The organism is Enterococcus mundtii, assembly GCF_002813755.1.
GTDB classification, from domain to species: Bacteria; Bacillota; Bacilli; order Lactobacillales; family Enterococcaceae; genus Enterococcus_B; species Enterococcus_B mundtii.
On record NZ_CP018061.1, the window covers coordinates 2,439,788 to 2,452,262 of the forward strand.

9 protein-coding genes are annotated in these 12,475 nt (G+C 39.2%); 1 reads left to right on the forward strand and 8 read right to left on the reverse strand.

Annotated elements, in window-relative coordinates; genetic code table 11:
• Window positions 1-667: 667 nt before the first annotated feature.
• The 5 genes from EM4838_RS11460 to EM4838_RS11480 all read right to left on the reverse strand — a co-directional run bounded on the left by EM4838_RS11460 (window position 668) and on the right by EM4838_RS11480 (window position 7,033).
• On the reverse strand, window positions 668-2,068 hold the full coding sequence (locus tag EM4838_RS11460; RefSeq protein ID WP_071866902.1) for a glycoside hydrolase family 43 protein: 1,401 nt from the start codon (window positions 2,066-2,068) through the stop codon (window positions 668-670).
• Between the two features lie 30 nt (window positions 2,069-2,098).
• Window positions 2,099-3,892, reverse strand: coding sequence for a glycoside hydrolase family 2 protein (locus EM4838_RS11465; protein ID WP_071866901.1), 1,794 nt, complete (start codon window positions 3,890-3,892; stop codon window positions 2,099-2,101).
• 20 nt (window positions 3,893-3,912) lie between these two features.
• Window positions 3,913-4,746, reverse strand: a complete 834-nt coding sequence (locus tag EM4838_RS11470) for a carbohydrate ABC transporter permease (RefSeq protein WP_071866900.1) — start codon at window positions 4,744-4,746, stop codon at window positions 3,913-3,915.
• 11 nt (window positions 4,747-4,757) lie between these two features.
• On the reverse strand, window positions 4,758-5,633 hold the full coding sequence (locus tag EM4838_RS11475; RefSeq protein ID WP_071866899.1) for a carbohydrate ABC transporter permease: 876 nt from the start codon (window positions 5,631-5,633) through the stop codon (window positions 4,758-4,760).
• A 158-nt stretch (window positions 5,634-5,791) separates the two neighbouring features.
• Window positions 5,792-7,033 (reverse strand): extracellular solute-binding protein, encoded by a 1,242-nt coding sequence (locus EM4838_RS11480; protein WP_071866898.1) that lies wholly within the window; start codon window positions 7,031-7,033, stop codon window positions 5,792-5,794.
• 245 nt (window positions 7,034-7,278) lie between these two features.
• Here EM4838_RS11480 and EM4838_RS11485 point away from each other — a divergent pair, with 245 nt between their 5' ends.
• Window positions 7,279-8,187, forward strand: coding sequence for an ArsR/SmtB family transcription factor (locus tag EM4838_RS11485; protein ID WP_010734611.1), 909 nt, complete (start codon window positions 7,279-7,281; stop codon window positions 8,185-8,187).
• 585 nt (window positions 8,188-8,772) lie between these two features.
• Here the strand turns inward: EM4838_RS11485 and EM4838_RS11490 are convergent.
• From EM4838_RS11490 to EM4838_RS11500, 3 genes are all read right to left on the reverse strand, one after another.
• The gene (locus EM4838_RS11490) at window positions 8,773-9,933 is read right to left on the reverse strand and encodes a MalY/PatB family protein (protein WP_071866897.1); all 1,161 of its coding nucleotides are present in this window, start codon (window positions 9,931-9,933) and stop codon (window positions 8,773-8,775) included.
• Window positions 9,934-9,952: 19 nt separating this feature from the next.
• Window positions 9,953-11,521: a maltose/glucose-specific PTS transporter subunit IIBC gene (malX, locus tag EM4838_RS11495; protein WP_071866896.1), complete on the reverse strand. Its 1,569-nt coding sequence runs from the start codon at window positions 11,519-11,521 to the stop codon at window positions 9,953-9,955.
• Window positions 11,522-11,611: 90 nt separating this feature from the next.
• The gene (locus EM4838_RS11500; RefSeq protein WP_071866895.1) at window positions 11,612-12,403 is read right to left on the reverse strand and encodes a MurR/RpiR family transcriptional regulator; all 792 of its coding nucleotides are present in this window, start codon (window positions 12,401-12,403) and stop codon (window positions 11,612-11,614) included.
• Window positions 12,404-12,475: the final 72 nt, after the last annotated feature.

Sequence of the window (12,475 nt, forward strand, 5' to 3'; positions counted from 1 at the left end):
TTGATTTTCTCCTTAATCTAGACTTATGATGCATTGCCTAGCATGTTTATATTTTTTATTTCAGAGGATAGCTTCATCAATAGAATAGAGTATCCAAATGTAATCTAACTTCTTATTGGGCATATTTATATAAATATAAATATGTGATGTTAGTTATTTAAAATTCATCTGTTTTCCGTTCATTTTCGCTCATTTATTTTACTTTTATGTAAACACACTGCCTAGTATCAGTATAAAAAATAATGGCTTTTGATACTGATATAGAAATTTCTCACTCATATTTCCTAAATCAAAAAAATGCCAATGGTTTTCGAAGTTTTTATCACTTTAACTTGCGAGTCTTGATACGGCACAGGAAAGGATTTTTAATGAAATAAAAAAGAGGTCACTTCTGTTTCTGTCATTTATTCGGTTTTAAGGTGAAAGACAAAAGTTAATTTTTGCTTTTGTTTCAGATCAACCAATCATTCTAAGATTTCTCTTTACATCGTTTGACAAAGAACCCAACTTATTTATACAACTAACATAAAAAAGACTATAAACAAAACTCTAGCTTTAAGAGTTTGTCTACAGTCTAAGACTCATGCTAGATCATATAAAGACAAATTAGTATGAACCAAATGAGTGTCACCAATCGTTGTTAGTTAGAAGAATTCCTCCATATTCTTTATTTTACGATTTCTAAACGATCAATACTCAGGGTATCAACCCCAATTTCGGACGAAATCATGATTTCCTGCTCTCCCTTTGGTAATTTCATACGGACTTGTAGCGGTTGATAATATTTGGAAGGATACGCATCCACCAACTGACTTGCTTGTTTCGTTTCGATCTTGATCCGGATCGGTTCATTCATGATAAGAGGATCGTTCGTTTTGACATAGACAATCACTAGAGATTCAGTTGCTTTCTCGATCTGCGGGGTAAAAATAATTTTGTCAGTAATTGACTCAAATCCTTGTACGACTTTCTTAGAGAGTGCCGCATCATCCTCGACAATCGCTAAATCACCTTCAAGCAACGCACGACTGGCGGGTAATCTCATCCGATTCGGCTCACCTTTTGGCAACGATTGAACGCACCGTTCATCCAAGGGAGGTTCCAGCAGGATCTTATCCTCTTGATCCCAACCAAACTTTTGCAAGCGGATCGAACGTTCCCAGCCCGAATGATCCCATCGAGCAGCATGATAAATCAACCAGTCTTCAGAGCCATCTTTTGATTTAGCAAATCCATTATGCCCGGGTCCATAGACAGTGTTTGTCTGTTGGAAAATTGGCTCTGGTTTCTTTTGCCAATTGGCTTTTTCTAGCGGATCATCAGCTACATCTAGGGTCATAAGACCTAGCGCATAATCGTTGTCCCAGCTCCCACTCGCAGAATATACCAAATTGACTGTCTTATCTTTGATGATCACTTGAGGGGCTTCATTGATTAATGGCGTTTGACGCATTTCCCATTCATATTCTGGTTTTGAGATAAGCCGTTTTTCACCAACTACTTTTGTAGGAGAAACCATTTCTGCTAAATAAAGATTTTGAGCAATATTTTCATATCCTTCCCAACCAGACCAAAGAAAATAGCGTTTGTCACTTATCTCTAAGACGGTGCCATCAATCGCAAATTTATCATCCATCCCTTTGATCTCTTCCAATTGCCAGTCACCCATATATGGATCTGTTTGATGATTAACTAATGCAAACATTCGGTGGGTTTCTGAAGGGCGATTCGCTGCAAAATACATCACCCAATGGTCATCTAAGTAATGAAGCTCCGGCGCCCAGATGCTTTCAAATTCTTCTGGCATTTCCCAGATGATCTTTTTTTCACCGGTTGCCACGAGAGAGAGGTTTTCAGCACGCCATAGCGTTAAATTATTCCCAGTCGTTTTGGTATAATAAAAGTAAGACTCCGTTTGCAAGATCCAAGGATCCGCTCCATCATTATCGATAATAGAAGTAAAATCGGACACTTCTTCCCCCGCATCAGTTCCAGCCCCACAACCTGTTATCACAAGTGCAGCAAACAGGACACTTACACTACTGAGCCAAACCACTGATTTTCCCATCAGACATCGCCCCTTTCCACAACAATCGGATTATTCCACCTGCGTTGGATGGAACTGATCATTGATTTCTTTAATAGCTGCTAAATCAACTTTCGGTTGTCGGTCATAGGTCAGTAACCCATTGATTTCTTGCTCGACATCTGTCAATTGGGTATAGCAATACCCCCAAAGTCCGACAGAATCATAAACAGCCGTCATTATTCGTTGATAATCCTTCAAGAAATCTTGTTTATTCTCCACTGAGGTATAACCCCAACCTGGTTGCCCAGAAACATCAAAGCCAATACCGCCAAACTCGGTTAATAAAATAGGCTGATCCTGATAAGAAAATCCTCCAGCGAAAATCGGCCATGGTGTTGATACTCGATTCACCAATTTTTCTCTCGTACTGAGACTGTCTTTAAAGTAAAGATATTTTTGCCTTTCGGATTCTTGTCCATGAGCATAATTATGGATCGCACAAATATCTGTCTCCGTCATCGCCCAACCATCATTTGAAATAACCAATCGTTGCTGGTCTAGTGAATGGATGAAGTGATACATTGCTTGAGAAAAATGCTGTTGTTGGCGATCAAAAGAGATTTTTGGTACACCCCAGCTCTCGTTGATCGGTACCCAAGTGACGATCGAAGGATGGCTATAGTCACGAGTAATGATCTCTGCCCACTCCTGCATCAAGCGCGTCACAGAAAGGTCGGTATAGATCGCCGGTGCTGCACACTCGCCCCAAACCAGAAATCCCAATTTATCTGCCCAGTATAAAAAGCGCGGGTCTTCTGTTTTTTGGTGTTTACGACAACCGTTAAAACCCATTTCTTTTGCTAATAAGATATCTTGTTTAAATGCCTCATCTGTAGGGGCAGTCAACAAGCCATTAGGCCAATAGCCTTGATCGAGAACCAATTTCTGATAGTAAGGTTTGTTATTTAAGTAGATCATGCCATTTTCTGTCTGTATTTTACGCATACCAAAGTAACTTTTTAATTGATCAATCGCATTTCCAGCTTCCCTAAGAGTCAATTCAACATCGAATAATTGTGGATTTTCGGGCGTCCAAGACCAGCCCTCGTGATGAAAATTGGTCCGAAAAATTTGTTGTTGAAAAATATCGACTGCAAAACTCAACTTAGAAGTCACAAACTCTGCAGCCCCACTGATGACTAAAGCACCTTTAAAATAGATTTGATACTCTAACACTAATTGTGGCTTTAACTGATTCAATTCAACATCGATCATCACGGCGCCAGCATCAAAATCACTAGTAAATTTCACTTGTTGCAAGTGGGTCGCAGCAACTACTTCTAGCCAGACCGGCTGCCAGATCCCCGTTGAGTTTGTGTACCAGATCCCTGCTGATTCTTCTTCCCAAAATTGTTTCCCTCGTGGGATGCTTTCATCAAAATGCGGATCGAATGCTCGCACACTTAGTATCTGCTCTTCTCCCGCCACAAGAGCATCCGTAATGTCGATATCAAAAGAGGTGTGCCCCCCGCAATGATTTTTCACATGATGTCCATTGACAAATACATCTGCCTCATAGTCCACTGCACCAAAATGCAAAAGGACACGGCTTTCTTCAGGAACCTGTACATTGAAGGTCCGATAATACCAGACAATATCATGAACTTCTCGCTGATCAATGCCACTTAATGCACTTTGATAGACAAAAGGAACATTGATCTTGTAAGCATAATTTGCTTTATTTGTGTACCACTTTTCTTTCAAACCAAGATTTTGGTCATCAAAGGCAAATTGCCATTCACCATTTAGGCTTAACCAATTCCCTCTCTCAAATTGCGGTCTCGGGTATTCTTCTCTAATCATATTTCCTCCAAAAAAACAAATTATTTTATACCACTTTGCAACGACATCGACGCCATAAAGCTCTTTTGCGCCACCAAATACAATAAAAAGGTAGGGATCAACGCCAAGATTGCACCAGCAGTTCCAATTCCTGGATAGGTCATGTATTGACCTTGCAGCAATTGCAACCCCGGTGTGATCGGTAATTTATCAATATCGTTGATCACGATCGAAGGCCACAAGAAGTCATTCCATGAGCCAGTAAAACTAAACAATGCAACCACAGTCAATACAGGTTTGATCAGCGGTAAAATGATATAATAAAAAATTTGAAACTCATTTGCCCCATCGATCACAGCCGATTCATCCAATTCTTTGGGAATTCCTAAAATGAACTGTCGAACGAGGAAAATGTTATAAACACCTGCTGCTCCAGGTACGATGACTGCTAGAAATGTATTTGTCCAACCTAGAGTATCAACGATTTTGAAGTTCGGGATCAAATTGACCACTCCGGGAAACATCATGGTTCCTAACAATAAAGCAAAAATAAAATCTCTGCCCTTAAAAGTGAGTCGTGTATAGCCATAGGCCGCAAACGAGACGATCACCATAACTAATAGGGTATGTGAAGTTGAAATAATCATGGAATTCACAAACCAGCGGAACACAGGGGAAGAATCATTGCCGTGTAACAAGCTCAAAAAGTTAGCAAGCGTCCAATCTTGTGGAAGCAAACTGAACCCAACCTTTTGAATCTCTGCCTCTGATTTAAATGAGGTGAAAATTGCCCATATCAAAGGAAAGATCCAAATAACGCACACGATTGCTAGTAAAATAAAGGCAATCCTTTTCCCTAGTTTATTTTCTCGCATCTTCTTCCCTCCTATCTTTCCATTTTTTTGATGACCAGAAATTGCACAATCGAAACTGCCATGATCACAAAACCTAATAGAATGGCCATCGCTGAAGAAATGCCCGCAACCGAGGTGCTGCTACCAAAGGCATTTTCTTGGATATACATCATCAACACCCGAGTGGAATTATTGGGTCCGCCTCCCGTCAACATTAGTGGCTGACCATAGATATTAAACTGAGCGATGGTCGTCATGACCGTTGTAAAGATGAGTTGGTTGCGAATACTAGGTAAAGAAATACGGAAAAATTTAGTAACACTATTCGCACCATCTAATTCCGCTGCTTCTAACTGTTCTTTTGAGACGCCATTTAATGCAGCCACATAAATAATCAGATTCCCACCTAATGTCCACCAAATCGTCACGATCAAAATAGCGATCCAAGCCCATGGTTGAGTGCCCACAAAATTGATATCGATACCGAATACTTCTTTGATCGGTCCAAATGATTTACTCAAAAGAAATCCCCAAATGATCATGACCGCAGAGATTGCAAATAATGTTGGCAAATAAAGAATCGATTGAAAAAAACGCATCCATTTTGGTTTAGTAGACAACGCAACTGCTAACAATAAAGGGATCGCGATACATAGTGGAACTGAGATTGCCGCAAAAAACAGCGTATTTTTCATTCCATTAAAAAATTGCGTATGATATAACGAGTCTTGATCAAATAAAATCGTTTTAAAATTATCAAATCCGATAAAAACCGGCGTACTGAACAAATCCCATTCAGTAAAAGAAACATAAATCCCAATAACTGCAGGAACTAAAAAGAATAAAAGAAAAAGGAGCATATGCGGACCAATAAAAACGACTGGCCAGGCATTTAATCTTTTTTTCATCAATACACATCCTTCTCTGTATTTCTAGTCAACCCTTCAACAAGAAACGACTGTGACAGCATTTTAGCCTACCCATCAGAATTCCTAGCCCATCAAAAAACCGACTGAATTCTTTTTACGGTCACCCTTCCTTCTGCCACAGTCTCCAAGTGAAAATATTATTTCATCTTTTCTTCTACGACTTTTTGGATCTCACCAAAAGTTGTTTGGATATCTGCTTTTCCTGTGATCATATCCCATGAACGATTATCATATTCACTAAAAATGTAAGATAAGCCATCCACCGTGTTGACAGAAATTGCCGCTTGTCCTTTTTCTGTTTTCAACAAGAATGATTGTGGCATCTCCACATATTCTTCATTGTCTAGCATTGCTAAGGAAGTTGGATTTGCGCCTGATTTGACCCACTCTAGTTGGTTTGCTTGTAACCAAGTGAGAAAGTCGATCATACCACTTTTCTTTTCATCCGTACGTTCTTCGCTCGTTTTAAGCATCGCAAACTGATCGACGCCTGAACCTTGAACGATATGTCCAGCATCCCATTGCGGAGTAAATGTCTGACCCCAAGTGAAGTCACTTATTCCTTCCATATTACTTAACATCCATGTTCCTTCTGGAAGAAAAATCAGCTGTTGATTTGCAAAAAGTTTGTTTGCATCTTCGCCATCTGGGACCATATAACCGGCATCATATAGCGTTTTAAACTCTTGGACGGCATTGTAAGAAATATCATTATCGATAGTGATGTTTCCTTGTGCATCTTGCCATTCTCCACCCATTTGCTGGTAAAGATTAGAATAATTTTGCATGCCCCATGTATAGCCAAAACTATAAATACCATCTGCTTTTGCTTTTTCCCCAGCCTGTCTGATTTCTTCATATGTCACTACGCCATCATCCAACGCTCCTGGAACATATTTATCCACCAAATCTTGGTTGTAATACATCACCCACGAACCCATCGTTGCTGGAATCCCATATTGACTATCCTCCACCACACCAGTATCCCAAGCAGCTTCTACATAATTTCCACGTGTCAATTCAGTTCCTTCGATCATGTCATCCCAAGTCTCAAGCATCTCTTGGTTCTTATACGTGGGTAAAGCTTCCGATGCGATCAAAGCTAAATCTGGGACGCCTTTGCCAGATTTTCCAGCAGTCGTCAACTTCGAAGTAAAGGTGTCACCTTGCATACTAACTAACTTTACTTTAAAGTCTGGATTTGTTTTATTGTATTGATCAACCGTTTTTTGGATTTTTTCACCGTCCGGTCCCGTCGTCGAAGACCAAAGCAAAATTTCCGAATCATTGCTTGAACTATTACTTCCACCACAAGCAGCTAACAACAACGTACATAATAAGCTTGTTCCTACTAAAACAATTAATTTTTTTACTTTCAATTTCCACACCCCTTTATTTAACTAAAAAGTAAAATGATACCTGATTATCAATAAACATAATTGTTAGACTATCGTCTATCAATGTTTACACCGTAAAGTTACTATAAAAATAAAGCGCTATCAATATTATTTTAGCAAGCTTATTACGGTAAATTCCATCATTTTACAATTTTGTAAATCCAAAAGCATGTGATATAATTAATCCATCTTTTCATTAAACTAATTAGTATAACGAGGTGATAGCTATGGAATTGGATTTAACGAAAGCATCTTTACCGATCTACGAAGCACTCGCAAATGAAACTCGCTTAGCGATTTTAAGAGAATTAGGAGATAGTAAGAAAAGCATCAGTGAAATTGGGCAAAAATTAGCGATCAGCAATGCTTTGATGACAAAGCACATCCGAAAACTTGAACAAGCACAGTTGATCAAAACAGAAAAAGGATCGGGGCAAGACTGGAAGAAAAAATACTTATCTCTAAAAACTGATTTCATTAATATCAATTTCCCCGCAAAAGTGTTTCCACAAATGAATTTAACCTCCCAATCAGTGAAAATAGGCCACTTTACCGATTTTGAAGCTAAGCCTTCCTGCGGTATGGCGACGAAAGATCGATTGATTGGCGCATTAGACGACCCTAAGTCTTTTCTTGACCAAGATCGTGTTGATGCGAGCATCATCTGGCTAAATAATGGGTTTCTAGAATACAAAATTCCAAATCCTTTGAAAACTGGTGAAAAAATCGAGTTACTGGAAATCAGCATGGAAATCGCTTCTGAGTTCCCAATTTCTAATAACTATTGGCCAAGTGATCTTTCATTTTACTTAAACAACCACTGCATTGGTAAATACACCATTCCAGGGAACTTTTCAGATGTTAGAGGTTCCTTGACTCCGAAATGGTGGATCGATGAATTTAGTCAATATGGATTACTTAAGCATTTACGCATCAATCGCTATGACACTTCACTCGATGGAGAGAAATTAACAGACCACAACCTTAATGAAATCGACTTAGATCATAGTGACTTTTTCACCTTTAAAATCGCTGCGCCTGCCACTGCTGAAAATGCTGGTGGTTTGACTATCTTCGGCGATCGTTGGGGGAACTATCCTCAAGATTTATTGTTTAATTTTTACGTATCTGAATGACCTATTTTTTCTTTATCCAACAAAAAAAGGACTCAGCAAAGTGATCAGAACTGACCTAACAAGCCGAGATAAAATAAAAAAAATATCTACTTATTAAATGTATATCAACGAAGAAACGTGTCTGGGACATTAGTCCTCTTGCACCACCTAAACCGAATAAACGGTTAATTAAAAGAATGGACTTCTTTCAGAAGAATGTAGATAATCTCTCCTAGCCAATTCTATTGCTTGAAACGACCAATGCTTGGAAAGCCCTTCAAATATCCAACTCATTTTACGTTCTTTTTAAGAATAGAAATAGGACTTCTTGTTTGGGTTCAAGAAGTCCTGAATTTTTTATAAATCTAGTTCCTCTGTTAGGCAACGACTTTCTTGTTCTAGTTTCTTTATTTCATAATGGATGCCAAAAAGTGCGCTCCTTTTTTCAGGAAACGCACTTTCTCCATATTTTTTCAACTTCTTGAACCTATACATATAAGCTATTCGCGTGAACTTTTAAACATAAGCCAGATACCCGCTTACCTTTAACTTTTTATCTCGTTTATTATACTAAGTTCCATTTATTTGTATTTGTTACTATCCCATCTACCCCAAACTCTCCGTCAATCGCCGCAATCCTTCTTCCAATTTCTTACGTGGGCATCCCACGTTCAATCGCAAAAAATTGTGACTAGCTTTCCCATATACTTCGCCTGACATGATTGCAACCTTGCCTCGTTCGATCATTCGTTGCTGAAGTTCTTCCATAGTGAATGGGAGTCGGGCACAATCGAGCCACATCAAGTAGGTGGCTTCGCTTTTGGTCACGATGATTTCTGGATGATGTCGTTTGAGGTACGTAGTGACAAAAGCAATATTGTCATCAATGTACTGATTGAGTTCAGTGACCCAGTTGCTTTCTTTTTCATACGCCGAAATCGTAGCAACTAATCCAAAAATACTCGTAGAACCGAGTCCATCGGCTTCTTTCATCTGTTGCAAAAACCGCTGGCGCAAGGACGAATCTGGAATCAATCCGTAAGAAAAAATCAATCCAGGAAAATTAAATGTTTTACTTCCTGATGTGACGACTGCGACATTTTTTTGGATCAATTCCGTCAGTGGTTGATGGTGTTGTCCCTTTCTGAGAATATCCATGTGGATCTCATCCGAAATAATGAACACCTCGTTTTTTTGGGCAAGCTCGATGATGTTTACTAATTCTTTTTTGGTCCACACTCTACCTGTTGGATTGTGGGGACTACACAATAACAAAATTTTATTCTCCGGTTGCTCAAATTGGCGCCTCAAGTCCTCAAAATCCAATTGATAGGTGCTTCCTTGATAAATCAATTCATTGTTTACCAGTTTGCGTCCATTTCCAGCAATCAGTTTATAAAAGGCATCATAAGCAGGCGTTTGGATAATCACACCTTCTCCAGGTTCGCTTAATAAACAAATCAGTTGCTTGATGCTATAGATAACAGAAGGACTGTAAACCAACCAGTCCTCGTCGATCCGGTGTCCAAAACGTTCTTTGTACCAGTGAGTGACTGCTGATTTGAAATCTGCGTGATTCCAACGAGTATAGCCAAAAATTGGATGTCTTAACCTTTCTTGGAGGGCAGCTTCGACGCCTGTTGGTACTTTAAAATCTGTATCAGAAATCGTAAATGGCAAGAGATCATTTTTACCGAAGCGGTCTTCAATATAATCCCATTGCGTACAATACGTCCCTTTACGATCAATTTGTTCATTGAAAGACATCTTCTACACTCTCCCGATTTCAGAACGACAAGATGTCATCCAGTTGATTTCTAACAGTCGTCACTTTTGTTCCTATAATGACTTGTACATTCGTATCATCCAAATGGACCACGCCTAATGCACCTAATTTTTTCAGTCGGTCATCATCAACGATCGAACCGTCATTCACGACTAACCTTAGACGTGTGATGCAATTATCTAAAGAAGTAATATTTTCAGCACCACCTAAAGCAGCCAAGATTCCTCGTGCATCAACTGTGCCTTTTCCTTTATACGTTACTTCTTCGTCTGTATATTCTGTCTCAGCTGTCATTTCTTCACGTCCAGGGGTCTTTAAGTTTTTGCGTAAAATCACCGTTTTAAATGTAAAGTAATAGATACCAAACCAACAAGCACCCACAAGTAAAACCAACCACCATTTAGTATAAGTCCCTTGCATGACCCCGAAAATAATAAAATCTAAGATTCCGCCATCAGTATTCCCAATCGTTACGCCCAACAAACTCATGACCATAAATCCGGCACCAGTCATCAACACATGGAATCCCCATAATAGAGGACTGACAAATAAGAAGAGAAATTCGATTGGTTCAGTGATTCCTGTTACAAAAGTCGCAATCACACCTGAAATCAATAATCCTTTTATTTTTGCACGATTCTCTGGCTTTGCGGTTTGATACATCGCTAAAGCCGCTGCGGGAAGGCCAAACATGAATGTCGGCATTTTCCCTTGTGAAAGAAAAGCAGTGGCGCTAGGTGAAATCGCCAATCCTTGTTGCAATTCATTATAAAAAATATTTAGTGCGCCAAAGACTTCTTGCCCATTGATGACCTGACTTCCTCCAGCTTCTGTAAACCGGATCATCGATACTAAAATATGATGTAAGCCAAATGGCAATAAGAGTCGTTCTCCAGAACCGAATAAGAACGGGCCAAATGCACCAGAGCGTTGGATCAAATTTCCGATCCCAGTGATCAACATGGCAAAAAGTGGCCAAACCACCGGAATCAACACGCCAACAATTGCTAAAGTTACTGAAGTAATGATGGGTACAAAACGTGTCCCTGAAAAGAAGGCAAAACTATCTGGTAATTGGAATTGATAAAATCGCGTATGGAGCTGATAAACGATCAGCCCGACAATGATCCCTCCCAGAACCCCCATAGATAATGTTTGGATACCAAAAACCATTTCTTGACCAGCTTCACGTAATTGTTCACTTGCTGCCAATTGATTCGTTTCTTGCAGATAAAAATTGATCGATAATTGCATCACTACATACCCAACAAATCCTGAAAAAGCAGCCACGCCTTTTTCTTTACGAGCTAAGCCTAAAGGTATCGCCATGGCAAACATCACAGGTAAATAGCTAAAAGCAAACCCTCCGATCGTCGACATAAAACGAAATATCACCTGTAGCCAAGCAGCACCTAAAAATGGAAAAGCAGTGATTGCTGATTCAGCGGAGAACGCACTCCCGATTCCTAAGAACAATCCCATGAAAGCTAACAGTGCGACTGGTAACATGAACGTTTTGCCTAACCCTTGAAAGATTTCCATCCAACTTGCTTTCTTCCCTTTTTGCATCCCTTTTCCCCCTTACTCTATTTCTTACCCTTAAAATGTAAGCGATGACAAAGGCGGTTGCAATACTTCCTGTCCATGTAGAATGGGCATTCATAAATTAGAATCTCCATTCTGAGAAGTGACTTGTTTCGCATAATGGATCATCAAAATATCTAACAAGATATCCATTGAAACTCTTGGACTCAAATCAATATTCTGATGATAGATCGTCAACATTTCTGCAATAAATGCGACCGTCGACAATTCTTCTAAAGAACTTGTCGGTTGACCAATAAAAGACAACAGAGGAACATTTCGCTCCTTTAGTCGTTTAGCATAATCGAGCATTCCTAATGTTTCCCCACTATGACTAATAAAAATAGCAAGATCTCCTTCTCCTAGTTGTTTACTCACTGCTAGCAATTCGTCCCAATCGGTTGAATGCCCCACATTTTTACCAAGAAAATGCAATTTTCGATTCAGGGAAACAGCGACCGGGATACTTTGCCCTACAGCAAACAGTTCAATACGTTTTGCTTCTTTAATCATATTGACTGCGCGATCGATTTGTTTCGGTTCGATTTTTTCTAACGTCTCCGTAAACTGACGAAGGATTTCATTGATCAATGGTTTGAATTCATCCGACACATCATTAGAATCACTCGTTTCTTCTAATGACCGATAACTTTTAAGGGCAAACTTAAATTCTTGAAATCCTTTAAAGCCAAGCTTTTTTGCCATTCGAGTAATAGTCGATTGGCTGGTAAATGTTTCACTCGCTAATTCTTCGGCTGTCATGGAGGAAACTTTTCTTGATTGATGCAAACAATAATCTAAGATATTTTTTTCCACTTGATTTAATTCAGAAAATTTATATTGGATTCTCTTATAGAATTGATTCATCTCTTTCTCCTATTCTGGCAATTTTTCGCCAATGAACAATATGGTTTGTTTTCTTATCTATTTTACCGGAGA